Source organism: Sinorhizobium chiapasense, from assembly GCF_036488675.1.
GTDB classification, from domain to species: domain Bacteria; phylum Pseudomonadota; class Alphaproteobacteria; order Rhizobiales; family Rhizobiaceae; genus Sinorhizobium; species Sinorhizobium chiapasense.
In genome coordinates, this window is the sequence record NZ_CP133148.1 from 2,643,412 (window position 1) to 2,668,426 (window position 25,015).

Consider the following 25,015-nt stretch of genomic DNA (forward strand, 5'->3'; position numbering starts at 1 on the left):
CGTCAACGCTTCCCGGCCAGCGCGTAGCGCGCAATCTCGATCCCCATCGCCTTTTCGACCGGCGGATAGACCGACGGGTCGAGCACGCTGGAGGCGAGCGGGATCACCGACTTCGGCACATGCAGCACGAAGACCGTCATGCCCACCTGCAACTGCCCGACACTCAAAGGTTCGCCCTCCGGCGACAGTGTGGTGATGACATCCGGGAACGTGGCAAGGCGCACACCGTCCGGCGTTTCCACAGCCATGTACTCGTTCATTACATGGAGTACCGTCGAGTCATCGCCCTTCCCGAGCGTGACCGTGCCGATGTCGAAGGCCTCCTTGGTATAAACCACGGATTTATCGGTGATCGTTCCCTCGGCAAGAATGGAACCGTTGGTGGCATTGACGATCGCGTCGATGATCGCGCTGCCGCCCTTGCCTTCCGCAGCGATAATCGCCTCGCCCAGAGTCAGTGCCATGGAGATGCCGCCGAGCGCGGCATTAGCCTTGACGTAGGACGCACGCATCGGGTTGCGGCAGGAGGCGATGAAGCCGCCGGACATGTCGGCCGCGGTCCTCAGGATCGGCGACACCTTGGCTGTTGCGCCCCGGACCACGAGTTCGATATAGCGGCTCTCCTCGCGGTTCCCCCCGACCGCCGTCTGGATCATCGGCTCGGGCGAACCGGCGAGACCGATCGACCCCATATCCCCCGTCGGATGGGCACGGATATCGCCGACGGCATCCACCACCTTGGTGCCGAGGATCGCCGAGGGCAGCCAGCCATTGAGCGTCGAAGATTTGCCGTTCTGCCCAATGATCAGGCCGGACAGCTTTTCGCCGAGTGCCTCCTGCAGCAATTGAACGGCTTTCACGTAGTCGACGCCGCGCATTTCCCACGGCGTCGTCGAGGCTGGCGCACCGATTGCAGCGGCGGTCGCCACCCAATCGTCCGGCTTCAGCTCGTTGATCGAAACCAGTTCCGGCTTGCCGACGGAGACGGCGGCGTATCCGAGCATGCGTCCGTGGTCGGCCCAACCACCGCCGCCCGCCGCATAGACGGAGCCGCCCTTGACCGCCGCCTCGACATCCTTTTCCGTCAGTATCCGGCCCATCTATTTCTTCTCCTGCAATTGTCCGTCGAGCCGTCGCACGGCTTCGAAGAGCACCGCCGCGCCAAGCGCGATGTCGTCGTTTTCGGCCCACTCCTCGGGCGCATGCGACCGGCCATCGCGACAGGGAATAAAGATCATCGCGGCTTTCGTTATCCGGCCCATCCAGGCCGTGTCGTGGCCGGCCCCGGAAGCCATCAGCCGGTGACGCGCGCCGACGCGGTCGCAGGCCGCTTGCAGCGTCGAAAGAACCAAGGGATCGCCGGGTGTCGGGTGATTGTCGGAGATCACCTTCGGCGGCGTGATCGTGATGCCGGTCTCCTCGGCGATGCGGGCGGCAAGCGCCTCGCCCTCGGCGATGAACACCTCCATCTGCGGCCGCAGTTCGGCGCGGGCATCGATCAGCAGCCGCGCCCGCGAGGGCACGACATTCGCAGCATTGGGTTCGATCTCGAATTCGCCGACGGTCGCGGTGAAGTGGCCCTCACCTGCCGCATGGGCAAAGCCCAGCTTCTCGATCTCCAGCACAAGCCGCGAGGCCGCGACCAGCGCGTCGCGACGACGCCCCATCGGCGTCGTCCCCGCATGGTCCGCCTGTCCCTCGACGACAATCTCGATGCGCGTGATCCCGGAGATCGCGGTGACCACGCCGATGTCGAGGCGCTCGGCCTCGAGTACCGGTCCCTGCTCGATGTGCAGTTCCAGGAACGCCTTGACGTCGGAGCGCTTCGACGAGGGCAAGCGGGAAGGATCCCCACCGGCCTCGACGATCCCTTGGCGGAGCGTCAGTTCGCCGTGCGTACGGCTCAGCCAGCCATCCGGAATAAGCCCTGCCATGCCGCGGCTGCCGACGCAGGAAACGCCGAAGATCGATACTTCCTCTGCAAGAAAATCGACGATCTCCAGATCGTGGTCGAGCTCGATGCCCGCGTCAGAAAGAGAGCGCGCCACTTCAAGCGCCGCCGCCACGCCGGCGATCCCGTCGAAGCGGCCGCCTTCCGGCACCGTGTCCGAGTGCGAGCCGAGCATGATGGTGCCGAGCGCCGGCTTGCGGCCCTTGCGCCGGCCGATGAGATTGCCGGCCGCATCGATCCTCGTATCGAGGCCCGCGGCTTTGAAACACTGCTCCAGGAAAGCGCGACCTTCGAGAAAGAGCGGCGTGAAGGCGCGGCGGGTATAGGGTCGATCGGGCTCAGTGATGCGCGCCAGCCCCTTGACGATATCTGCGATGCGGCGTGCATCGACCGACAGATTGGTCTGCGTTGCGCTCATTGCCGCGGCTCCCGAAGCGGCAGGCTCGGAAGCGGCCGCACGAAGGCACCAGTGCCCGGCTCTGCAACGACGCGACGGCCGTCGAAGGCGAGCTTGCCGCGCAGATACGTGGCGGAAACCCGCCATGGCAGCCGAATGCCGTTATAGGGCGACCAGCCGACGACATTGTTGCCGCTTTCGGCCGCGTCATAGACATAGGCTTCCGGTGTCATGACGATGATATCAGCGTCCTTGCCGGCTTCGAGCGCTCCTTTGCAATGGTCGAGGCGGAAATGCCGCGCGGGGTTGAGCGCCATCAACTCGGCGGCCCGCGTCAGCGGGATGCCGCGCTCCAACGCACCTTTGACGAAAAGCGGCACCATCACCTCGAGACCGGGCACGCCGGAAGCATTGTCGAGCATGTCCGGATTGGTCTTGCGGTCCTCCGACCAGCTCACGTGATCTGTGGAAACCAGCGTCACGTCACCGTCGGCCACATGCCGCCAGAGTTTTTCGACCTCCGCGCGCGGCCGAATCGGCGGGTTGATCTTGGCCTTGCCGCCGAGGCGGCGCACGTCGTTCTCCTCGTCCAAAGTTAGATAATGGATACAGCACTCGATCGTCGCCGCATGGCCCTGCGCCCGATAGGCGGCGGCAATTTCGTAGCCGCGACCGAGCGAGCAATGCACCACATGCGCTGGGCAGCCGGTTACCGCGCCGGTTTCATAGATCTGGTTGGTGGCAAGAAGCTCGGTCAGCGGCGGCCGCGAGAGCCCATGCGCGCGATAGTCTGTGATGCCAGCGGCCCTGACCCTGTCGATCGCCGCCCGCACCACCTCGTCATCCTCGTTGTGAACGCCGGCGGTCAGCCCCGTCGGGGCGATGGCCCGAAAGCACTCCTCCAGCAGTGCGGCTGGAATTCGCGGAAAACGTTTCGGATCCGTTCCGAAAGTCGAGAACTTGAAGGCGGCGACACCGGCCTCCACCATCTCGCCAATCCGCGACGGCCCCTCTTCGGGATCAATGGTGCCGTAAAGTGCAAAGTCGACGCGGGCCTGCGGAGCGGCATGGGCGACCTTGCGCCCGACTGCTTCTGCCGAGCAAACGAGATTGCCCTCGTCATAGGGCATGTCGACGATCGTCGTCACGCCACCGGCGGTGGCCGAGCGAGTCGACCAGATGAAATCTTCCTGGTCCTTCTGCGACAGCGAATGCACCTGGGCATCGATCGCGCCGGGCAGGATCAGCGCCTTGCCGAGATCGTGCCGTTCGTGAGCCGACGGGGCAGCACCCTGCCCGACATGCACCACCTTGCCGTCGCGGACGGCCACATGCCCGCCTTCGACGATCCTGTGCGGCAGGATGACGGTGCCTTTCAGAACGAGATCGAAGTCGGACATTGCTCTTTTCCTTCCCGTTCATTCTGCCAGTTCATTTGGCCAGCGCGAAGAAGTCGTCGAATTCCGGCATTGGCGCCGTCTCGACAAAGGCGCGCAACAGGTCGTGATCGGTGAAGGCTGCCTGCAGCGCCTCGATCTCCTTCGAGAGCGGCCGGTCCTTGAGATACATCGGGCTGACCGAGCGGGTGCGCTCATAGGCTAGACTGACGACGCCCTTCGGTACGTCGCCGACGAGATCGATCGCCTGTGCCGACAGCATCGCCTCGATCGCGGCCAACTGACGAAGGTCGCGAACCTGCGCCTCCATCCGCTCGACGATCAACGGCAGGAACGTCGCCTCCTCCTCCAGCCCGCCGGCCACCACGATCGATTGCGCCGACAAGGGTACGGCAAGCGACTGGACACGCATGTAGAGTTCGACCGCGAGCTTCATTAGCGGCCCGAGGCCGGTCGCGACCTCCCCGGGCGCGACGAGATTGACCGAGAGATTGCGCCGACCGCCGTTGGAAAGCAGGATGCAGCGGTTCAATACATTGCGCGCCACATGCGAAAAGGCGATCTGCGCCGCCTCGATATAGAGCGTCGTCGTCAGCGGCAGCGACGCGCCGGATGAATGCACCTGCCCGCCGAGCACCACCGGGTTGTCGTCCGAGAGATATGTTGCCTCGACAAGCCGGCCCGCGGCTACCAGCAGGGTGTCGACGACGGCACCGAAGACCTGGGCGGTCATGCGGAGGCTCAGCGGATCGTGGATCGCGGTCGGCAAGGGCCAGTCGGTGATGCCCGACTGGCCGTAGAGCCAGGAGCCGACGAGCGCCTCGCCACGCGTCGAAAGCGTCGCCGCGACCAGCCACGGATCGGCCGAGGCGCCGAGAGCGCGCGACGACATGACGCCGGTGACAAGCAGCACGCGGATCGCCGCCGCCGCCTCGCGCAGGACGTCGCCCGCCGCCGCGTAGGAGATCGCATTGACGCTGAGTGCAGCGAGCGCATCGCGCGGCCGCATGACGAAAGGCGTCAACCCCGCCTCTTTCAGGGCCGATTCCGCCGTCATCAGCTGACCGTTGAAATAGGCATCGCCGACGCCGGTCAGCACGGAGGCCACCTGGCCCATCAGTCCGATATCGGCGCAGCCCATCGATCCGTGGCGGCGCACGGCCGGGACGATGCCACGCTCCAGAAGCGCGACGAAAGCATCGATGAGTTCCGGGCTGCAACCCGTATGCCCGCGCATCGCGGTGTTGACGCGGATAGCGATCGCCTTGCGAATGACCGGCGCGGCGAAGAATTCGCCGGTGCCGAAGTGGTGGGCGCGTACGAGCGACGTATTAAATTCGTCGAGGTCGTCGGCCGTCCACAGCCGGTCCTTCATCGAACCGACGCCGGTGTTGGAGCCATAGACCGGCAGGCCCATGGCAACGCGGTCGGCGACCACCTTATGGGCGGCGGCCACCCGCTCCATGCCGCTATCATCCGCAACCGGCCGCGCCAGTCCGGAGCCGATCTCTTCGAGCACCCCGAAGTCGAGCGGTTTTCCGCAAAGCACGATGGTCTTGACCGATTGCAGCATGCCGAAACGAACCTCTTTTGCGAGCATGCTATGCGCACAGTGCCAATGCATGATATATCCCAAATTCGGAACGAATGATGCCGGAATCCGAACGATCGGACCGACATCCCTGTTCGAAGCGCGGGTAGATTTCGTGGATATTGCAACGATCGTCCTTGTCGACGCGACGCTGCGTGAAGGTGGGATACGGCGTGCGGCAAAGCTCAGCGGCCGCCCGCCATCGAGTGTCAGCGCCGCCGTCAGGCGCTTCGAGCAAACGATTTCCGTACCGCTACTCCGTCGCGAGGGCGCCATGCTCGTGCCAACGCTTGAGGCCCAGGCGCGCATCGCCGACATCGCGGAGGCGGCGGAGACAGCGACAGTGCTCGCCGGCGGCGTGGGGAGCCCAGCGGCAGCCCAGATCCCTCCCGTCAGCCTGGCTGCGCTCGACCGTTTCGTGAAAATCGCCCGCAACGGCAGCATACGCTCCGTCGCTCGGGTGCTCGGCCTTGGCCAACCCCAGCTTACCCGCCAGATGGCGGATCTCGAGCGCCATCTCGGATACCGGCTGTTCGAGCGCGCCTATCACGGCGTCGTTTGTACCGAGGAAGCGCTCGCCGCCATCCCGCTGGCGGAAAAACTGCTTCAATGCTGGGGACGCCTGACACGCGCATCGGATGACCGCTTTCGCCGCGATGCGACGACGTGGCGCCTCGGTGCGGTAATGCCGCTCGGGCCTGAGAGCGAGATTGCGCGCATGCTGGCAGCGCTGACGGCCGCCTGGCATGCTTCCCGCCCCCGTCAGCACCTCTTCATTTCGAGCACGACGGCGGACGAACTCATCGCCGGGCTGAAGAGCCGGCGTTTTGACGCCGCGCTCCTCGACATCGCCGACTTTCCCAACGAATTCGACGGCCGGCTCGTATCGGAAACGCCGCTCGCGCTCGCCGGCGCCGCGGCAACGCTCTCGGAGATGGGCGGCGACTTCGCCCGCCTGCTCTGCACCTCCCCGATCGCCGTCCCGAGTGCCAAGAGCGGCCTGAGGCGCGAGGCGACGCGTTTTCTGGAAGATACGCTCAGCGAAAGCGAGCGGCGGCGTGTCACCCTGATCGAAGTGGACTCAATCCCGGTGATCATCAATCTGGTCAGCCACCACGGCTATCTCTCGATATTGCCGGAAAGCTCGCTCGCCCGCGTCCATCGCCCGCCCGCGATGATCCGGCTCTCGCCCCGGTACAAACAGTCCCTGACCCTCGTCTGGCCCAGGAAGGCGCTTTGGGCCCAGGCCGGCGAAGCCATCTTCAGGATGATGAAGACCGGAACGGTGCGAACCTGAATCACTACCTGATGAGATCACACCAAACCGCTGATTCGAATCGCTAATCTGTCGCCGCCTGAAGCTCCGCCTGAAGCTCTTGAATCAGCTCTTGAGCTTCAGGCGCCGGCGCGTTTCGCTGGGGCTTTCGCGGTAGTGGGCGCGATAGCTGCGTGAGAATGACGACGAGGAATTGAAGCCGGCGATCGCGGCGATATCGGCAAACTCCATTCGCGTCTCGATCACCTTTCGGCGCGCAGCGTTGAGACGGAGTGCGAGATAATGCTCGTGCGGAGCGACACCCATCGTGTCCTTGAAGAGGTCCTGCAGATGCCGGGCGCTGACGCCGACGCGGCGTGCGAGCCGCGCCAGCGTCAGCGGTGCCTCGACGGTCTCCTCCATCAGCTTGACCGCCGTACCGACCCGCGCGTCGAGAATGCGCATGTTACCGATCGCCGGCACCTGCAGCAGGTCGCCACGCGTGCGCTCCTGCTCGTAGATGAACAGGCGCGAGACCTCGAGCGCCAGCGAGTAGCCATGCGCCCGCCGGATCAGTTCGAGCATCAGGTCGAGCGTCGGCAACGAGCCGCCGGTGGTGATGCGCTTGCCATCGATGACGAAACGCTCGCGCACCATGGTCACCTGCGGATAGGCGGCGGTGAAATCCTCGAAGTCCTCCCAGTGGGTCGTGGCGGCAAAATTGTCGAGCAGGCTGGTCTCTGCAAGCAGCCACGAGCCCGATTCGATCCCCGCCATGACTTCCCGGTGCCGCGCCGTCTGCGACAGGAGCATCTTGAGTTGCGAGGTGGCGCTGCGCTTCCAGTTGTAGCTCGAAATCACGAAGAGCGGCGCTATCTCCCGCTGCGGCCGGAACGGGCCGGAGACCGGAATCGGAATGCCGCTCTTGGTCTCGATTGCCCCGCCGTCAGGGCTGAAGATCGTCCAGCTGTAAAGCGCGCGGCCGGCGATGCGGTTGGCGGCGCGCAGCGGCTCGATCACGGAAGCGACGAGGATCAGGTTCGTCTCCGGGAGGACCAGCAAGTCGATGTGCTGCACCTGCGAAACAACCTGATCCATGGGCAAACTTCCTGCTCGTGTTGCCGATAATGTATAGAATACAACCGATAATGAAAAGCAGAGCCGACCTTTCTGGCCCGTAATAGCTCCCAACAAAAGGGAGACAGCAATGCCGCTCAGCATGAACCGCGAGGTATTCATCACCTGCGCCGTCACCGGTTCGGGAGACACCGTTTCCAAATCCGGCCACGTCCCGATTACGCCGAAGCAGATCGCCGAAGCCGCGGTCGAGGCCGCCAAGGCAGGTGCGGCAATCGTCCATTGCCACGTCCGCGATCCGGAGACCGGCGCACCGGCCCGCCGCCTCGACCTCTACAGGGAAGTGACCGATCGCATCCGTTCCGCCGACATCGACATTGTGCTGAACCTCACTGCCGGCATGGGCGGGGACCTTGTTTTCGGTAATGTCGAAAGCCCCTTCCCGGTCAATGAGAAGGGCACCGACATGGCCGGCGCCACCGAACGTGTCGCCCATGTTGCCGAATGCCTGCCGGAAATCTGCACACTCGACTGCGGGACCATGAACTTCTCGCTCGGCGACTACGTGATGACCAACACGCCGTCGATGCTGCGCGAGATGGCCCGCCAGATGACCGCGCTCGGCGTGCGTCCCGAGATCGAGGCCTTCGACACCGGTCATCTCTGGTTCGCCAAGCAGCTCGTCGAAGAAGGCCTGATCGAGGATCCGGTGCTCATCCAGCTCTGCATGGGTATTCCGTGGGGCGCGCCCGACGACCTCAACACCTTTATGGCGATGGTCAACAACGTGCCGTCGAACTGGACCTTCTCTGCCTTCTCGATCGGCCGCAATGCGCTCGCCTACCCGGCCGCGGCGATCCTTGCGGGCGGCAACGTCCGCGTTGGCCTGGAAGATAACCTCTATATCGGCAAGGGCCAGCTCGCGACCAACGGCCAGCTCGTCGAAAAGGCGGTCTCCGTCATCGAGGGCATGGGTGCGAAGATCATCGGGCCGGCAGAGGTTCGCGAGAAGCTGAAACTTACGAAGAGATAAGACCCCTCCCCAACCCTCCCCACAAGGGAGAGGGCTTAACCCCACCGCCGGCCGCTGAGAGGTCCAACTGGACAAGCGGCGCGGCAGCGAAGGGCAAGCGGGGCGAGAGAGGATCCGGAGCCTCCCATCCCTCCCCCTTGTGGGGAGGATGGCCCGAAGGGCCGGGAGGGGTTCCGATGCAACAGTTGATGGGAGAGGGAATGAGCATCATCACCAAGGCCGCCTGCGTCGGCGGCGGCGTCATCGGCGGGGCCTGGGCGGCGCGTTTCGCGCTTGCCGGCATCGACGTCAACATCTTCGATCCGCATCCGGAAGCCGAGCGCGTCATTGGCGAGGTCATGGCCAATGCCGAGAAGGCCTATGGCATGCTGACCATGGCGCCGCTGCCGCCACGGGGCAAGTTCACGTTCTGCAAGACGATCCAGCAGGCGGTCGAAGGGGTTGACTGGATTCAGGAAAGCGTTCCCGAGCGGCTGGAGTTGAAGCGCGGCGTCATCACCGAGATCGACGCTTTCGCCCGTCCCGACGCGCTCATCGGCTCCTCGACCTCCGGCCTGCTGCCCTCGGACCTGCAGGCCGACATGAAATACCCCGAACGCATGTTCGTGGCGCATCCCTATAATCCGGTCTATCTCTTGCCCCTGGTCGAGCTTGTCGGCGGCAAGAAGACGTCCGCACAAACAATCAAGCGGGCAGAAGAAGGCGTTGCCGAAATCGGCATGAAGGGCGTCGTGATCGCCAAGGAGATCGAGGCCTTCGTCGGCGACCGCCTGCTCGAGGCTCTGTGGCGCGAGGCGCTGTGGCTGGTCCAGGACGACATCTGCGATACCGAGACGCTCGACAACGTCATGCGCTATTCCTTCGGCATGCGCTGGGCGCAGATGGGCCTGTTCGAGACCTATCGCATCGCCGGCGGCGAAGCCGGCATGCGCCACTTCCTCGCCCAGTTCGGCCCCTGTCTCAAATGGCCCTGGACCAAGTTCACCGATGTCGTCGACCTCGACGATGCGCTCGTGGAGAAGATCGGCGCGCAGTCGGATGCGCAAGCTGCCGGCCGCTCGATCCGCGAGCTCGAGCGCATCCGCGACGAAAACCTCGTCGGCATCATGCATGCGCTGAAAGCCGGCAATGGCGGCGAAGGCTGGGGCGCGGGCAAGCTGCTCGCCGATTTCGAGAAGCGCCTTTGGGCGAAGGGAGGCGATCAGGCGAAGACCTATGACGCCTCTGGTCCGCTGCACCTCCTCGACACCAAGGTCAATGCAGCCTGGGTCGACTACAACGGCCACATGACCGAGCACCGCTACCTGCAGCTCTTCGGCGACACTTCCGATGCGCTGCTGCGCCTGATCGGCGTCGACTTCGCCTATGTCGAAGCCGGCCACAGTTACTACACGGTCGAAACCCATATCCGCCACCTGGGTGAAGCCAAGCTCGGTCAGGCGCTCTACACGACGCTCCAGCTTCTCGCCACCGACGACAAGCGGATCCACTTCTTCACGAGGATCCAAGATGCCGCATCGGGCGACGTCATCGCGACCGCCGAACAGATGATGCTGCACGTCGACGCCAAGGCCGGCAAGTCGGTACCGGCGCCGGCGGAAGTGCTGGCGAAGCTGAAGCCGATCGCCGAAGAGCATGCGAAGCTCGCCGTGCCGGAAGGTGCGGGCCGGCATGTGGGGCAGAAGCGGTGAAGTGCTGAAGCGGATGATCACCCCTCATCCGCCTGCCGGCACCTTCTCCCCGCATGCAGGGAGAAGGGACATGCGGCAACCGCTCGCCTTTCCATGGCGAAGGAGGCGAGTAGCCAACATCCCCTCTCCCCGCGCGCGGGGAGAGGGTTAGCGTGAGGGGCAAAGCTACACCCGCGAAGCCTGCGGATCGATGGGGAGATCGGTCCGAAAATGGCGAGAGCGAAAGAAATACGAGGGAGAACAATGAATTTCGCACTGACCGAAGAACAGCAGATGATCGTCGACACGGTCCGCAACTTCGTCGAGACCGAGATCTATCCGCATGAGAACGAAGTCGAGCGCACGGGCGTCGTGCCGCGTGAGCTCGGCCAGGAAATTGCCCGCAAATGCAAGGAGCTCGGCTTCTTCGCCTGCAATTTCCCCGAAGAAGTCGGCGGCGCCGGGCTCGATCACCTGACCTTCACGCTCGTCGAGCGCGAGCTTGGCCGCGGCTCGATGGGACTGACTGTTTTCTTCGGCCGCCCCTCCGGCATCCTGATGGCCTGCAATGACGAACAGCGCGAGCGCTACCTGCTTCCGGCCGTCAAGGGCGAAAAATTCGATGCGCTTGCGATGACCGAGCCGGACGCCGGCTCGGACGTTCGCGGCATGAAATGCTTCGCCAGACAGGACGGCGACGACTGGATCGTCAACGGCACGAAGCACTTCATCAGCCATGCCGACATCGCCGATTTCGTCATCGTCTTCATCGCCACCGGCGAGGAGCAGACCCCGCGCGGGCCGAAGAAGAAGATCACCTGCTTCCTCGTCGATCGTGGCACCCCGGGCTTCCAGATCCGGGAAGGCTACAACTCCGTTTCGCATCGCGGCTACAAGAACTGCATCCTGACCTTCGACGACTGCCGCCTGCCCTCCTCGCAGATCCTCGGCGAGGTGCACAAGGGCTTCGACATCGCCAATGAATGGCTCTACGCGACGCGCCTGACGGTCGCCGCCACCTCGGTCGGACGGGCGCGGCGCGCCTTCGACTACGCGCTTTCCTACGCCGCCGAGCGCAAGCAGTTCGGCAAGCCGATCGGTGCCAATCAGGGCGTCTCCTTCAAGCTTGCCGACATGATCACCGAGATCGACGCCGCCGACCTGCTGACGCTGTCGGCCGCCTGGCGGCTCGACCAGGGTCTGCCGTCGAACCGCGAGATCGCCTCTGCCAAGGTCTATGCCACGGAAATGCTCGCGCGCGTCACCGACGAGGCGATCCAGATCTATGGCGGCATGGGCCTCATGGACGACCTGCCGCTCGCCCGCTTCTGGCGCGACGCCCGCGTCGAGCGCATCTGGGACGGCACCTCGGAAATCCAGCGCCACATCATCAGCCGCGACCTGCTGCGGCCGTTGGGGGCGTGAGGGATGATGCACGGCTTTCGGCTAGGCTATTTGCCCCTCACCCTAACCCTCTCCCCGCATGCGGGGAGAGGGGACGCCGTGCTGCGCGCGCTTCTCCTGTCGGTGAGGCCTGGCAAGCGGGGGCGGCAGGTCCCTTCTCCCCGAGCTACGGGGAGAAGGTCGCGGCAGCGGGATGAGGGGCATCACCTCGCTGCGTTGGGGGAGTGCACGGCACAATGACCACCCCTCCCCGCTCCCTCGACCGCCTCATCCGCCCGCGCTCCATCGCCGTCTTCGGCGGCAAGGAGGCGCGACGCGTCATTGAACAATGCGACAAGATGGGCTTTGCCGGGGAGATTTGGCCGGTCCACCCGCGCGAAGATGAAATTCTCGGCCGCCGTTGCTACCGCTCGGTGGCGGACCTGCCGGATGCGCCCGACGCCTCCTTTGTCGGCGTCAACCGGGCACTGACGATCGAGATTATCCGCGACCTCGCGGCATGCGGCGCCGGCGGCGCCGTCTGCTATGCTTCGGGCTTCCGCGAAGCAGCAAGCGAGCTTGCCGACGGCAAAGATATGCAGGAGGCGCTGGTTGCCGCCGCCGGCGACATGCCGATCGTCGGGCCCAATTGCTACGGCTTCATCAACATGCTCGACGGGGCCCTGCTCTGGCCGGACCAGCACGGCATGCTGCGCGTCGAGCGCGGCGTCGCGGTCCTGACGCAGTCCTCCAACATCGCCTGCAACATCTCCATGCAGACCCGCGGGCTGCCGCTCGCCTATATCATGACCGCCGGCAACCAGGCGCAGACCGGGCTTTCCGACATCGCCTGCGCCGTGCTCGAAGACCCACGCGTCACTGCCGTCGGCCTCCATATCGAGGGCTTCGACAGCATCGAGGCGCTGGAGCGGCTGGCGACCCGCGCCCGCGATCTGCGCAAGCCCGTGGTGACGCTGAAGGTCGGCAAGTCGGAAGCCGCGCAACTTGCGACCGTCTCCCACACCGCTTCGCTCGCCGGCAACGACCGCGTTTCTTCGGCACTGCTTGCCCGCCTCGGCATCGGCCGGGTCAACACGCTGCCCGAACTCCTCGAGACGCTGAAGCTCCTGCATCTTCATGGGCCGCTTGCCAACGCCGACGTTTCCTCGATGAGCTGCTCCGGCGGCGAGGCCTCGCTGATGGCGGATGCGGGTGTCCGGCGGAGGGTCAACTTCCGGGCTTTGCGCGAGGAGCAGCGCCAGCCTCTCAAGGAAAGTCTCGGCGAGATGGTGACGATCGCCAATCCGCTCGATTACCACACCTTCGTCTGGGGCAATCGTGACAAGCAGACGGCCGCCTTCACCGCGATGATGAAGGGCGGCTACGCCTTGAACCTCATCGTGCTCGACTTCCCGCGTCGAGACCGCTGCGACGCCACCGATTGGGCGACGACCTGCGAGGCGGTCATCGCCTCGGCAAGCGTGACCGGCGCCGCGGCGGGCATCGTCGCAAGTCTCGGCGAGAACATGCCGGAAGAAACCGCCCTTTCGCTGATGGCGGCGGGTGTCGTTCCCTTCTTCGGCATCGACGAAGCGCTCGCCGCTGTGGAGACTGCGGCTGAGATCGGTGCCGCCTGGGCAAGACCTGCCCCGCCGCCCCTCCTCAAGGTCCGGGCCGAAGCAGGCGATGCCGTCACGCTGACCGAGGCAGAAGCCAAGGTCGAACTCCTCGAATCCGGCGTCGAAGTGCCTCGGGGCAAAACGGCCGCCACGGCCGAGGAAGCGGCTGATACAGCCGAAGCCCTCGGCTTCCCCGTGGTGCTCAAAGGCCTCGGCGTCGCCCACAAGACCGAAGCCGGCGCGGTCAAGCTCAACCTCGCCAGCCGCGACGAGGTCTACGCCGCGGCAGAAGCGATGGCCGCGGTCGCTTCGGGTTATCTTGTGGAAAGGATGGTCGCCAGACCCGTGGCGGAACTCATCATCGGGGCGATGCGCGATCCCGTTGCCGGCCCGGTGCTCACCATCGGCGCGGGCGGAATCCTCGTGGAATTGCTGGATGATTCCGCGATCCTGACGCTTCCGACCACCGAAAGGGCGATTTCGGAGGCCGTCGACAGCCTCAAGATCAGAAAACTGCTGGACGGCTATCGCGGCGGCCCGAAGGGCGATGTCGCGGCGCTGACCAGAACTGTCGCCGCAGCGGCATCCTATGTCGTTTCAAACGCTTCAATGCTCGACGAACTCGATATCAATCCTGTTATGGTGTTACCGGAAGGCCAAGGAGCTATCGCCGCTGACGCCCTGATCCGCCGGAGGAAATGACGCCCATGACCGGACCGATCCTCACCCGCCGCGAAGACGGCATTCTCGAAGTCACGATCGACCGGCCGAAGGCGAACGCCATCGACCTGAAGACCAGCCGGGTCATGGGCGAAATCTTCCGCGAATTCCGCGACGACCCCGTATTGCGGGTGGCGATCGTCACCGGCGCGGGCGAAAAATTCTTCTGCCCCGGCTGGGACCTCAAGGCCGCCGCTGACGGTGACGCCGTCGACGGCGACTACGGCGTCGGCGGTTTCGGCGGCATCCAGGAACTGCGCGATCTCAACAAGCCGATCATCGCCGCCGTCAACGGCATCTGCTGCGGCGGCGGTCTGGAGATCGCGCTTTCGACCGACATCATCCTTGCTGCCGAACATGCGACCTTCGCGCTGCCGGAAATCCGGTCCGGAACCGTCGCCGATGCCGCTTCGATCAAATTGCCGAAGCGCATCCCCTACCACATCGCCATGGACATGCTGTTGACCGGACGCTGGCTCGACGTCACCGAGGCGAACCGCTGGGGCTTCGTCAACGAGATCCTGCCGGCTAATCGCCTGATGGAACGCGCCTGGGAGCTTGCGCGCCTGCTCGAAAGCGGACCGCCGCTCGTCTACGCCGCAATCAAGGAAGTGGTGCGCGAGGCGGAAGGCCGCGACTTCCAGACGACGATGAACAAGATCACCCGCCGGCAGTTCAAGACGGTCGACATCCTCTATTCGAGCGAGGACCAGTTCGAAGGAGCACGTGCCTTCGCCGAGAAGCGCCATCCCGTCTGGAAGGGGCGCTGAGACGATACGGCCGCCGATGGCCGTGTGATTTCCAGCCGGCGAGAACCGGCATTCGACGTGGCATGCCGCGAGCACCGGCGCATGCGGGAATACCGCTCATCCATAGGCTCGGCTTATGGAAAAGATTTACAATTTAGGACGTTACAAGCCTGCTTCGAACGACTAGCCTTATGGATCGGAACAGCTGTATCGCCACCGCAGATCGCAAGGGAAGGAGAAAACAGACGACATCACGCAAGCTTTGAAACCATTTCAGACGATGGTGATACGCAACAGTCTCTACCAATCACAACAAACGGCGAATGCCGACGTAAGAAGGGAACAGGGGAATGAGCGATTACAAAGACTATCTGACACGACAGGTCATGCTGGGCAAAATGAACCGGCGTGAGTTTCTCGGACGCGCGGCCGCTTTCGGCATCGCCGCTTCGACCGCCGGCACGCTTTTTGCAACGAGTGCCGCGGCGCAGGAGCCGAAGCGCGGCGGGCACCTGAAGCTCGGCCTCGAAGGCGCAGCTGCGACCGACTCGAGGGATCCGGCAAAGGCTCTCTCGCAATTCATGTTTGTCGTCGGCCGCAACTGGGGCGACATGCTTGTCGAGAGCCATCCGACGACCGGTGCGCCAGTTCCGGCACTCGCCGAATCCTGGGAGCCGTCTGCTGATGCCGCTACCTGGACCTTCACGATCCGCAAGGGCGTCAAGTTCCATGACGGCAAGGAACTGACGGTCGACGACGTGATCAAGACCCTGCAGCGCCACACCGACGACAAGTCGGAATCGGGCGCGCTCGGCGTGATGAAGTCGATCACGGGCATCAAGGCGGATGGCGACAAGCTGGTGCTGACGCTCACCGAAGGCAACGCCGATCTGCCGCTGCTGCTTTCCGACTATCACCTCATCATTCAGCCGAACGGCGGCCTCGACAACCCGGACGCGATGATCGGCACCGGTCCGTACAAGGTGGCGAGCTTCGAACCCGGCGTGCGCGCCACTTTCGAAAAGAATGCCGACGACTGGCGGACGGATCGAGGCTATGTGGACTCGATCGAGCTGATCGCCATGAATGACGCGACCGCGCGTATCGCGGCGCTTTCCTCCGGTCAGGTACACTACATCAACCGCGTCGATCCGAAGACGGTCGCCCTTCTGAAACGGGCACCCACCGTTGAGATTCTCAACACGTCGGGTCGTGGCCATTACGTCTTCATCATGCATTGCAACACCGCGCCGTTCGACAACAACGATCTGCGCATGGCGCTGAAATTCGCGATGGATCGCGAGACCATGGTCCAGCGCATCCTCGGCGGCTACGGCAAGGTCGGCAACGACTTCCCGATTAACGACACCTACGCACTCTTCCCGGAAGGGATCGAGCAGCGCGCCTATGATCCCGACAAGGCCGCCTTCCACTACAAGAAATCCGGACATAGCGGCCCAGTCCTGCTGCGTACGTCCGATGTCGCGTTCCCGGGCGCCGTTGATGCCGCTGTTCTCTATCAGGAGAGCGCCAAGAAGGCCGGCATCGAGATCGAGGTCAAGCGCGAGCCGGGCGACGGTTACTGGACCAACGTCTGGAACGTGCAGCCCTTCTCGACCTCCTACTGGGGCGGCCGTCCGACCCAGGACCAGATGTATTCGACCGCCTACCTCTCGAACGCCGACTGGAACGACACCCGCTTCCAGCGTCCGGATTTCGACAAGCTCCTGCTCGAAGCCCGCTCCGAGCTCGACGAGGCCAAGCGCAAGGACATGTACCGCACCATGGCAATGATGGTGCGTGACGAGGGCGGCCTGATCTTGCCGATGTTCAACGACTTTGTGAACGCCGCGACCAAGCAGGTAAAGGGTTACGTGCACGACATCGGCAACGACATGTCGAACGGCTATGTCGCAACGCGCGTGTGGCTGGACGCCTGATGATGGAAAGCGGACCAATGACTGGTCCGGTTCCGACGGATGGGACCGCGGGTGAGCCCCCGCGGTCTGCCGACCTTTCCGGAGTACCAGCAAAACCCAATCCCACCGGCGAGATCGGTGGCACCTTCTGGCGGCGTTTCGTCTTTCGCCGTCCTCTCGCGGCGCTGATCCTTCAGCGCCTCGGCTTGAGCGTTGGCTTGCTTTTCGCCGTGTCGCTGATGATCTTCGGCGGCATCGAAGCCTTGCCCGGCGATTTCGCCACCACCTATCTCGGCCAGTCGGCGACACCGCAGGCGGTCGAAAACATCCGCAAGGACCTCGGCCTCGATCGCCCCTGGAGCGAACGCTACCTCAACTGGCTCGGCGGCGCCGTCCAGGGTGATTTCGGCACCTCCTGGGCCAGCAAGAACTCGGTCAGCGAGCAGATCGGCAATCGGCTCGGCAATTCGCTCTTCCTCGCGTTTTTCGCCGCGCTCATCTCCGTGCCGCTCGCCGTCGGGCTCGGCATGCTGGCGGTGCAGTTCCGCAACCGAATGCCGGACAAGATCATCAACGTGATATCGCTTGCGGCGATCTCGCTGCCGGAATTCTTCATCGGCTATCTGCTCATCATGTTCTTCGCCGTCCAATGGGGCGTCGCCACCTTCCCGGCCACGGTCTATGCCAGCATGAGCTTCACCGAACGGCTTTCGGCGATCGCGCTTCCGGTCGCGACCCTCGTCCTCGTCGTTCTTGCCCATATGATGCGCATGACGCGGGCGGCGATCCTCAACGTCATGTCGTCGGCCTATGTCGAGACCGCCGAACTCAAGGGGCTCAGCACGTTCCGCATCATCGCCCGCCACGCCGCCCCCAACGCCGTGGCCCCGGTCATCAATGTCATCGCGCTGAACCTGGCCTATCTCGTCGTCGGCGTCGTCGTTGTCGAAGTGGTCTTCGTCTATCCGGGGATGGGGCAATACATGGTGGATGCGGTGACCGTGCGTGACATGCCGGTCGTCCAGGCCTGCGGCCTGATCTTTGCGGCCTTCTACATCTTCCTCAACATGGCGGCAGACATTCTCGCCATTCTCGCCAACCCGCGACTGAGGCACCCGCGATGAACCTGAGATCTATCCCCTTGAGCGCTTGGGTCGGCATCGCGGGCATCGCGATCGCCATTCTCTGCGCGATTTTCGCCCCGGTGATCGCGCCCTATGGCGAGCGGGATGTCGTCGGCGATATCTGGCTTCCGGCCGGCGGCGACTTCCTGCTCGGCACCGACAATCTCGGGCGCGACCTGCTCTCGCGCCTGATCTATGGCGCCCGCACCACCATCCTCGTCGCGCTGGCGGCAACCGTGCTCTCCTTCGCGCTCGGCATGATCCTGAGTTTTGCCGCCGCGGTCATGGGCGGTTTCGTTGACCAGCTCTTCTCGCGCTTCAACGATCTGATGATGGCGATTCCGACGCTGATCTTCGCTCTCGTCGTGCTCGCGGTGTTGCCGCAGCATCTCTGGATCCTGATCCTGGTGATGGCGGTGCTCGATTCCACCCGCGTGTTCCGCATCGGCCGTGCCGTCGCGCTCGACGTGGCGGTGATGGAGTTCGTCGAGGCGGCCCGGCTGCGGGGCGAAGGCTCGCTCTGGATCATCTTCCGCGAGATCTTGCCGAACACGCTGTCGCCTCTCTTGGCCGAATTCGGCCTGCGCTTTGCGTTCTCGATCCTGTTCCTCTCCACCCTCTCCTTCCTCGGCCTCGGTATTCAGCCGCCGGCCGCCGACTGGGGCGGCATGGTCAAGGACAACAAGGACGGCATCATCTTCGGCATTTCGGCGGCGCTCGTGCCGGGTGCGGCGATCGCGACACTCGCCATCTGTGTCAACCTCGTCGTCGACTGGCTGATGAAGCGGACCTCGAGCCTGAAAGGAGGGCGCGGCGATGCCTGAGCTTCTTTCCGTCAAAAACCTGAAGATCGAGGCGACAAGCTATCCGCCGGGCGAACCGCCCAAGGTCGTGACCCTGGTCGAAGGCGTTTCTTTCGACTTGCAGAAAGGCAAGGTGCTCGGTCTCATCGGCGAGTCGGGCGCCGGCAAGTCAACGATCGGCCTCTCGGCACTGGCCTATGGCCGCGGCGGCTGCCGCATCATCGGCGGCGAGGTGCTGCTCAATGGCCGCGACATCCTGAAGCTCGACCGTTCCGGGATCAACTCGGTGCGCGGCGCCCAGGTCTGCTATGTGGCGCAATCCGCGGCGGCTGCCTTCAACCCGGCCCACAAGCTCGGCGACCAGGTCATCGAGGCCTCGCTCCGGCACGGCATCATGACGCGGGATGAGGCCGAGAAACGTGCACTTTATCTCTTCCGGGTACTTGGCCTCCCCAATCCGGAAGCCTTCGGCGACCGCTTCCCCCACCAGGTTTCGGGCGGCCAGTTGCAGCGCGCCATGACCGCCATGGCGCTCTGCCCCAACCCGCAACTGATCGTCTTTGATGAACCGACGACCGCGCTTGACGTCACCACCCAGATCGACGTGCTTGCGGCGATCAAGCACGCGATCGAGGAAACGCATACGGCGGCGCTCTACATCACCCACGATCTCGCTGTGGTGGCGCAGGTGTCCGACGACATCATGGTGTTGCGCCATGGCAAGACCGTCGAATACGGCACGACCAAGCAGGTGATCGAGGCACCGGCGGAAGACTATACCCGAGCCCTCGTCAGCGTCCGCCAGACGAAACGCGACGAGGCGACCGACCAGTCGGGCGCGCTCCTAAAGATCGAGGGCATCCATGCCGGCTATGCCAATGGCTTCAAGGTACTGCACGACGTATCGATGCATCTGCCGAAGGGCCAGACGCTGGCAATCGTCGGAGAGTCCGGCTCCGGCAAATCGACGCTCGCCCGCGTTATCACCGGACTCTTGCCGCCGAGCGAGGGCCGGATCACCTTCGAAGGCAAGGAGCTGCCGAAAGCTTTGAAGGGCCGGACGAATGACGAGTTGCGCCGCATCCAGATGATCTACCAGATGGCGGATACGGCAATGAACCCGCGCCAGACGGTGCGCAATATCATCGGCCGACCGCTCTCCTTCTACTTCGGCATGCACGGCGCCCAGAAGACCGAGCGGGTCAGGGAATTGCTCGACCAGATCGAGATGGGACCACGTTTCCTCGACCGCTACCCGGCCGAGCTTTCCGGTGGCCAGAAGCAGCGCGTCGCTATCGCCCGGGCGCTCGCCGCCAGGCCGGAACTCATCCTCTGCGACGAGCCGACCTCGGCGCTCGACCCGTTGGTGGCCGAAGGCATCCTGAATCTGCTTCTCAGGCTTCAGGAGGAAACCGCTGTTTCCTATGTCTTTATCACCCACGACATTGCCATCGTCCGAGCCATTGCCGACAGCGTCGCGGTCATGCACCGCGGTCGCCTGGTGCGCTTCGGGCCGAAGTCGAAGGTGCTCTCGCCACCCTTCGACGACTATACCGACCTGCTCTTGAAGTCGGTGCCGGAGATGGAAATCGGCTGGCTGGAAAAGGTGCTGAAGACGCGGCGCATGGAGAGCGCCGGCAATTGATCGAGCGCCTCTCCCTGCCGCGGGGAGAGGGGGCCCATACAGGCTCTGTCCGCAGGCCGAAGACCGCTCTTCCTCCCTGCCGGCCGGCTCAATAGTCGGTCGGCACCGTCAGCACCTCGGCCGCCGGCGTCTCGAGAAAGCTCCTGACTGTCGAGGGCAATTGCCGAGATCCGAAGGCGAGCACGCCGCAACGCCCCAGCATCTGACGGATATCCGGCTCCTGTCCGATATGACGCCAGATCATGCGCGATGCGTAGGGCTGGTTTTCCTTGCGCCAGGAAACGCCCATGGTCGTGCCCCGGAGGTAGACGCGCTGATGCAATTCGAACGGCATCAGGATCGTTTGCGAAAGCATCGGCGCCCGACCGACGCTGCGTTCCGTGATGAAGATGCGGTTTCGCCAGAAGGTTGCGAGCCCGACATATTTTGAGAACTGCCGGATTTCGTTTGCGGCATCGCGGATGCGCTCGATCGATTTCACGCGGACGGAGCCGCTCTCCTCGTATATCCGCGTGCAGGAGCAGACAACGAGGCCCGGCCAGGACGGCGAAGTGTGATAGGTCTGGTAGTAGCCCAGGTGTCGCCTGAGGGCCGAGATATCGCCAGGAAAGCCTTCGAACAGCAATCTCGCTTCGGAGCGATCGCGGTCGGGACGCGTCATCCGCGCCTCGAACAATTTCGGCGAAAGCGAAAAATCCTGCGTCGAAAGCCCGAAGAACGTCGCGATCCGCGCGACATTGTGCGGCGACGGCCGCGCCTCGCCGTTGATGTAGCGGTTGAACTGCTGGCGGTTGATGCCGATTTCGCGGCAGATCTGCGAGATCGAACGCCGGGTCGCGCAGGCGAAACGCAAATTAGTGGTGAACGTATCGTCCTGCTGCACATCAGGCTCCTGAATTCTTTGCCTTCAGGCAGCGTAAACTAGCGTCAATCAGCGTCAAGTCGCGAAATTGTGTCGCGTCAGGTAGGCGCTAGGTTTTCGTCAAACAACACACAAAGGGAACCCGGAAATGACGGAATTCACGAAGCGTCCCGACGGCCTTATCGCCCCGACTGGCATCAACCGCCGCGGCTTTCTCGCAGGCACGGCAGCGCTGGGTTTCGGCGCCGGCCTCGGTGGCACCATGCTGCCGGGCAAGGCCCAGGCACAGGAACCTAAACGCGGCGGCCACCTGAAGCTCGGACTCAAAGGCGGCGCGACAACGGATTCCCTCGATCCAGCCGCCTATACCGGCTCCGTCTCCTTCGTGATCGGCCATCTCTGGGGCGACAAGCTCGTCGAATCCGATCCGGTGACTGGCGCGCCTCTGCCCTCGATCGCCTCGTCCTGGGAGCCATCCGCGGGTGCTTCGGTCTGGACCTTCAAGATCCGCAACGACATCGCCTTCCATGACGGCAACAAGCTGACGGTCGCCGACGTCGTCGCGACATTGAAGCGACACTCCGACGAGGGCTCCAAGTCGGGCGCGCTCGGCCTGATGCGGTCGATCAAGACGATCGAAGAAAAGGCCGGCGATCTCGTTCTGACGCTCACGGAAGGCAATGCGGACTTGCCGCTGCTGCTCACCGATTACCACCTGATCATCCAGCCTGGCGGTGGTGTCGAAGATCCTGCCTCCACGATCGGAACGGGACCGTACAAGCTCGTAAACTATGAGGCCGGCATCCGCGCGACCTTCGAGAAGAACGCCGCCGACTGGCGCTCGGATCGCGGCTTTGTCGACAGCGTCGAGATCATCGTCATGAACGATAACTCCGCGCGAATCGCGGCCCTTTCCTCGGGCCAGGTGCATTTCATCAACAACGTCGACCCCAAGACCGTATCGCTTCTCAAGCGCGCCCCTCGCGTCCAGATCCTTCAGACGCCAGGCAAGGGCTTCTACAGCTTCCTGATGCATTGCAACACGGCGCCCTTCGACAACAACGATCTCAGGCTGGCGCTGAAATACGCGATCGATCGGCAGGCCATTCTGGATCGCGCCGTCGGCGGCTACGGCAAGCTCGGCAACGACTATCCGGTCAACGAAAACTACGCGCTCGCGCCGACGGGCATCGAGCAGCGCGTCTACGATCCGGACAAGGCGGCCTTCCATTACAAGAAATCCGGTCATGACAGACCGATCCTGCTGCGCACCTCCGATGCCGCCTTCCCAGGCGCCGTCGACGCGGCGGTTCTCTTCCAGGAAAGCGCCCGCAAGGCTGGCATCGAACTGGAAATCAGACGCGAACCGGAGGACGGCTATTGGACCAATGTCTGGAACGTCCAGCCATTCTCCGCCTCCTATTGGGGTGGGCGCCCGACACAGGATTCCCGCTACTCTACCTCCTACCTCTCGAGCGCGGAATGGAACGACACGCGCTTCAAGCGCGAGGATTTCGACAAGCTCTTGTTGCAGGCACGCTCCGAACTTGACGAGGCAAAACGCAAGGAACTCTATCGTACGATGGCGGTTATGGTGCGCGACGAAGGCGGCCTGATCCTGCCCGTCTTCAACGACTACGTGAACGCCGCCTCCGCCTCGCTGAAGGGCTTTGTGCACGACATCGGCAACGACCTTTCGAACGGCTATGTGGGAAGCCGCGTCTGGTTCGACAGCTAAAGCGGAACAGGGAAAAGTGCGGGCGGTTTTCCGCCCGCATCCCGCGCTCTAATAGTCAGGCATGGATCGGGAGGTAGGCAATATGGCCGATCGCAACTTTTCCGTCATCGAGAACGAATGGATCACGCTCACGGACGGGACGCGGCTTGCCGCGCGCGTCTGGATGCCCGAGGGCACCGAGCAGAATCCGGTGCCGGCCGTACTCGAATATCTACCCTATCGCAAGCGCGACGGCACGTGCGCTCGCGACGAATCCACCTACCCGGTCTTCGCAGCCGCCGGCATTGCCGGCGTGCGCGTCGACATCCGCGGCTCGGGCGAATCCGACGGCGTGATCGACGGCGAATATACGCCGCGCGAGCTTTCCGACGGCTGCGAGATCATCGAATGGATCGCGTCGCAGCCCTGGTCCAACGGCAAGGTCGGCATGATGGGCATCTCCTGGGGCGGTTTCAACTGCCTGCAGGTCGCGGCCCTGAAGCCGCCGGCGCTGAAAGCCGTCATCTCGATCGCCTCGACCGTCGACCGTTACAACGACGACATCCACTACAAGAACGGCTGCCACCTCTCGGCGCAGCTCTCCTGGGCGGCGACCATGCTCGCCTATCAGTCGCGCTCACCAGATCCCGAACTTGTCGGCGAGCGCTGGAAGGAAATGTGGCTTGAGCGGCTCGAAAACGAACCCTTCTTCCTGGAGGAATGGCTCGAGCACCAGCGCCGCGACGATTTCTGGCGCCACGGATCGATTTGCGAGGACTTCGAGGGCTTTCCGATTCCCGCGCTGGTGATCGCGGGGTGGGCCGACGGCTATCGCAACACCCCGATCAAGGCTGTCGAGGGACTCGGTGGCAAGGCCAAGGCTTTGATCGGGCCCTGGGTGCACAAATATCCGCATTTCGCCTGGCCGAAGCCGCGCGCGGATTTCCACAGCGAGGCGATCCGCTGGTGGAACCGCTGGCTCAGGGACGAGAAAAACGACGCGGAACAGCTGCCGCAGATGCGCGCCTATATCCTCGACGGGCCGAGACCTGCGCTCAGGCGAAACGAAGACCCGGGGCGATGGATCGCCAAGGACGTTTGGACGGCGCCGGAAATGTGCGAGTTTGCCATCGCCGGCGACGGCAGCCTGACCGCGGGAGCCTCGGCGGCGAAGGGTGTCGGCGACATTTATCTCCGCTCGCCGCTCGATACCGGCACGGCCGCCGGCGAATATTTCACGCTGAAGCCGGACGCCGAAATGGCGGGCGATCAGCGCATCGACGACGCCGGATCGCTCACCTTCGAAACACACCCGCTGCTTGAAGCGCAGGATTATCTCGGACAGCCGGTCCTCCGTCTCGGCGTGTCCTGCAGCGCCGAAACCGCGAACCTCGTTGCGCGCCTCGTCGACGTTCATCCCGACGGCACCGCAACGCGCGTCGCCTTCGGCGTGCTCAATCTCGCCCACCGGAACGGCAATGCAACGCCGCAGCCGATGGAGAAGAACCGCAGGACGCGCGTCACGCTGACGCTCGACGCCTGTGGTTATCGCTTCCGCGCCGGCCACCGCATCCGCCTGTCATTGTCGACATCCTACTGGCCAATGATCCTGCCACCGCCAACCGATCCCGGCCTGACGATCGACACGGCCAGCTTGTCGCTGTCGCTGCCACTCCTCGGTAATCATCGCGAAATCGTCGTGCCGAAACCGGCGAATCCCGATCCCTTGCCGCATTACATCGAGCACTCGCCGGGAGAGACGCGCCGCACCGTCGAGCGCGACATGACGAAAGGCGTGACGCACTACCGGATCTACGAGGACACGGGTCTTCATGAGCACCCTGATACCGGCAACGCGACACGCGATATCCGCGACGAAACCTGGTCCATTGCACCTGACGATCCGCATTCCATGACGGGCCTTTCTACATGGACCTGCGTTGCGCAGCGCGGCGATCAGGTCGTCAAGACAGTCTCGACCTCACACCTGGCCTGCACGGAGGCGGAGTGGATCACCTCGGCAAAACTCGAGGCTTTCGAGGGCGAGCGGAAGATCTTCGAGAAGGCCTTCGAGAAGCGGTTCAGGCGGGATTTCATGTGAAT

The 25,015-nt window shown here is 63.9% G+C and carries 18 protein-coding genes; 12 read left to right on the forward strand and 6 right to left on the reverse strand.

Annotated features, from left to right (window positions below):
* Positions 1 to 2: 2 nt before the first annotated feature.
* From RB548_RS12820 to RB548_RS12835, 4 genes are read right to left on the reverse strand one after another with little or no spacing between them, the layout of a single operon-like run.
* Positions 3 to 1,100 (reverse strand): DUF917 domain-containing protein, encoded by a 1,098-nt coding sequence (locus tag RB548_RS12820; protein ID WP_331371681.1) that lies wholly within the window; start codon positions 1,098 to 1,100, stop codon positions 3 to 5.
* Positions 1,101 to 2,369 carry a Zn-dependent hydrolase gene (locus tag RB548_RS12825; RefSeq protein WP_331371682.1) on the reverse strand — a complete coding sequence of 423 codons (1,269 nt, stop codon included), beginning with the start codon at positions 2,367 to 2,369 and terminating at the stop codon, positions 1,101 to 1,103. It lies immediately after the preceding gene.
* Complete coding sequence (locus RB548_RS12830; protein ID WP_331371683.1) at positions 2,366 to 3,748, reverse strand: dihydroorotase; 1,383 nt, start codon at positions 3,746 to 3,748, stop codon at positions 2,366 to 2,368. Before RB548_RS12830 ends, RB548_RS12825 begins: the two co-directional genes overlap by 4 nt.
* Before the next feature lie 31 nt (positions 3,749 to 3,779).
* The gene (locus RB548_RS12835; RefSeq protein WP_331371684.1) at positions 3,780 to 5,345 is read right to left on the reverse strand and encodes an aromatic amino acid lyase; all 1,566 of its coding nucleotides are present in this window, start codon (positions 5,343 to 5,345) and stop codon (positions 3,780 to 3,782) included.
* Between the two features lie 106 nt (positions 5,346 to 5,451).
* On the opposite strand from RB548_RS12835, the gene RB548_RS12840 reads away from it, so the two are divergent.
* On the forward strand, positions 5,452 to 6,633 hold the full coding sequence (locus RB548_RS12840; protein ID WP_331371685.1) for a LysR family transcriptional regulator: 1,182 nt from the start codon (positions 5,452 to 5,454) through the stop codon (positions 6,631 to 6,633).
* 84 nt (positions 6,634 to 6,717) lie between these two features.
* Here RB548_RS12840 and RB548_RS12845 read toward each other — a convergent pair whose 3' ends face one another.
* Positions 6,718 to 7,689, reverse strand: coding sequence for a GlxA family transcriptional regulator (locus RB548_RS12845; RefSeq protein ID WP_331371686.1), 972 nt, complete (start codon positions 7,687 to 7,689; stop codon positions 6,718 to 6,720).
* Between the two features lie 109 nt (positions 7,690 to 7,798).
* On the opposite strand from RB548_RS12845, the gene RB548_RS12850 reads away from it, so the two are divergent.
* The 9 genes from RB548_RS12850 to RB548_RS12890 all read left to right on the forward strand — a co-directional run bounded on the left by RB548_RS12850 (position 7,799) and on the right by RB548_RS12890 (position 20,333).
* Complete coding sequence (locus tag RB548_RS12850) at positions 7,799 to 8,701, forward strand: BKACE family enzyme (protein WP_331371687.1); 903 nt, start codon at positions 7,799 to 7,801, stop codon at positions 8,699 to 8,701.
* Positions 8,702 to 8,901: 200 nt separating this feature from the next.
* Positions 8,902 to 10,392: a carnitine 3-dehydrogenase gene (locus tag RB548_RS12855; RefSeq protein ID WP_331374961.1), complete on the forward strand. Its 1,491-nt coding sequence runs from the start codon at positions 8,902 to 8,904 to the stop codon at positions 10,390 to 10,392.
* Positions 10,393 to 10,635: 243 nt separating this feature from the next.
* Positions 10,636 to 11,796 (forward strand): acyl-CoA dehydrogenase family protein, encoded by a 1,161-nt coding sequence (locus RB548_RS12860; RefSeq protein WP_331371688.1) that lies wholly within the window; start codon positions 10,636 to 10,638, stop codon positions 11,794 to 11,796.
* Positions 11,797 to 12,011: 215 nt separating this feature from the next.
* Entirely contained in the window at positions 12,012 to 14,075 is a 2,064-nt protein-coding gene (locus RB548_RS12865) for an acetate--CoA ligase family protein (protein ID WP_331371689.1), read from the forward strand.
* A gap of 5 nt (positions 14,076 to 14,080) precedes the next feature.
* Positions 14,081 to 14,863 (forward strand): carnitinyl-CoA dehydratase, encoded by a 783-nt coding sequence (locus RB548_RS12870; RefSeq protein ID WP_331371690.1) that lies wholly within the window; start codon positions 14,081 to 14,083, stop codon positions 14,861 to 14,863.
* A 329-nt stretch (positions 14,864 to 15,192) separates the two neighbouring features.
* Positions 15,193 to 16,782 carry an ABC transporter substrate-binding protein gene (locus RB548_RS12875; RefSeq protein ID WP_331371691.1) on the forward strand — a complete coding sequence of 530 codons (1,590 nt, stop codon included), beginning with the start codon at positions 15,193 to 15,195 and terminating at the stop codon, positions 16,780 to 16,782.
* The gene (locus tag RB548_RS12880; protein WP_331371692.1) at positions 16,782 to 17,885 is read left to right on the forward strand and encodes an ABC transporter permease; all 1,104 of its coding nucleotides are present in this window, start codon (positions 16,782 to 16,784) and stop codon (positions 17,883 to 17,885) included. The genes RB548_RS12875 and RB548_RS12880 overlap by 1 nt, the downstream gene beginning before the upstream one ends.
* A complete protein-coding gene (locus RB548_RS12885; protein WP_331371693.1) occupies positions 17,882 to 18,709 on the forward strand; it encodes an ABC transporter permease in 828 nt (275 codons plus the stop codon). Before RB548_RS12880 ends, RB548_RS12885 begins: the two co-directional genes overlap by 4 nt.
* Positions 18,702 to 20,333 carry an ABC transporter ATP-binding protein gene (locus tag RB548_RS12890; protein WP_331371694.1) on the forward strand — a complete coding sequence of 544 codons (1,632 nt, stop codon included), beginning with the start codon at positions 18,702 to 18,704 and terminating at the stop codon, positions 20,331 to 20,333. Before RB548_RS12885 ends, RB548_RS12890 begins: the two co-directional genes overlap by 8 nt.
* Positions 20,334 to 20,421: 88 nt before the next feature.
* Here the strand turns inward: RB548_RS12890 and RB548_RS12895 are convergent, their stop codons facing one another.
* The gene (locus tag RB548_RS12895; RefSeq protein ID WP_331371695.1) at positions 20,422 to 21,216 is read right to left on the reverse strand and encodes a helix-turn-helix domain-containing protein; all 795 of its coding nucleotides are present in this window, start codon (positions 21,214 to 21,216) and stop codon (positions 20,422 to 20,424) included.
* A 127-nt stretch (positions 21,217 to 21,343) separates the two neighbouring features.
* Between RB548_RS12895 and RB548_RS12900 the strand changes: the two genes are divergently transcribed.
* Together RB548_RS12900 and RB548_RS12905 are read left to right on the forward strand one after the other, a co-directional pair.
* Positions 21,344 to 22,933, forward strand: coding sequence for an ABC transporter substrate-binding protein (locus RB548_RS12900; RefSeq protein ID WP_331371696.1), 1,590 nt, complete (start codon positions 21,344 to 21,346; stop codon positions 22,931 to 22,933).
* An 82-nt stretch (positions 22,934 to 23,015) separates the two neighbouring features.
* On the forward strand, positions 23,016 to 25,013 hold the full coding sequence (locus RB548_RS12905; RefSeq protein ID WP_331371697.1) for a CocE/NonD family hydrolase: 1,998 nt from the start codon (positions 23,016 to 23,018) through the stop codon (positions 25,011 to 25,013).
* Positions 25,014 to 25,015: the final 2 nt, after the last annotated feature.

Coding starts and splice junctions, on each gene's coding strand:
- RB548_RS12820 (WP_331371681.1), bottom strand. CDS start 1,100: ATGGGCCGGATACTGACGGAAAAGGATGTCGAGGCGGCGGTCAAGGGC.
- RB548_RS12825 (WP_331371682.1), bottom strand. CDS start 2,369: ATGAGCGCAACGCAGACCAATCTGTCGGTCGATGCACGCCGCATCGCA.
- RB548_RS12830 (WP_331371683.1), bottom strand. CDS start 3,748: ATGTCCGACTTCGATCTCGTTCTGAAAGGCACCGTCATCCTGCCGCAC.
- RB548_RS12835 (WP_331371684.1), bottom strand. CDS start 5,345: ATGCTCGCAAAAGAGGTTCGTTTCGGCATGCTGCAATCGGTCAAGACC.
- RB548_RS12845 (WP_331371686.1), bottom strand. CDS start 7,689: ATGGATCAGGTTGTTTCGCAGGTGCAGCACATCGACTTGCTGGTCCTC.
- RB548_RS12850 (WP_331371687.1), top strand. CDS start 7,799: ATGCCGCTCAGCATGAACCGCGAGGTATTCATCACCTGCGCCGTCACC.
- RB548_RS12855 (WP_331374961.1), top strand. CDS start 8,902: ATGAGCATCATCACCAAGGCCGCCTGCGTCGGCGGCGGCGTCATCGGC.
- RB548_RS12860 (WP_331371688.1), top strand. CDS start 10,636: ATGAATTTCGCACTGACCGAAGAACAGCAGATGATCGTCGACACGGTC.
- RB548_RS12865 (WP_331371689.1), top strand. CDS start 12,012: ATGACCACCCCTCCCCGCTCCCTCGACCGCCTCATCCGCCCGCGCTCC.
- RB548_RS12870 (WP_331371690.1), top strand. CDS start 14,081: ATGACCGGACCGATCCTCACCCGCCGCGAAGACGGCATTCTCGAAGTC.
- RB548_RS12875 (WP_331371691.1), top strand. CDS start 15,193: ATGAGCGATTACAAAGACTATCTGACACGACAGGTCATGCTGGGCAAA.
- RB548_RS12880 (WP_331371692.1), top strand. CDS start 16,782: ATGATGGAAAGCGGACCAATGACTGGTCCGGTTCCGACGGATGGGACC.
- RB548_RS12885 (WP_331371693.1), top strand. CDS start 17,882: ATGAACCTGAGATCTATCCCCTTGAGCGCTTGGGTCGGCATCGCGGGC.
- RB548_RS12890 (WP_331371694.1), top strand. CDS start 18,702: ATGCCTGAGCTTCTTTCCGTCAAAAACCTGAAGATCGAGGCGACAAGC.
- RB548_RS12900 (WP_331371696.1), top strand. CDS start 21,344: ATGACGGAATTCACGAAGCGTCCCGACGGCCTTATCGCCCCGACTGGC.
- RB548_RS12905 (WP_331371697.1), top strand. CDS start 23,016: ATGGCCGATCGCAACTTTTCCGTCATCGAGAACGAATGGATCACGCTC.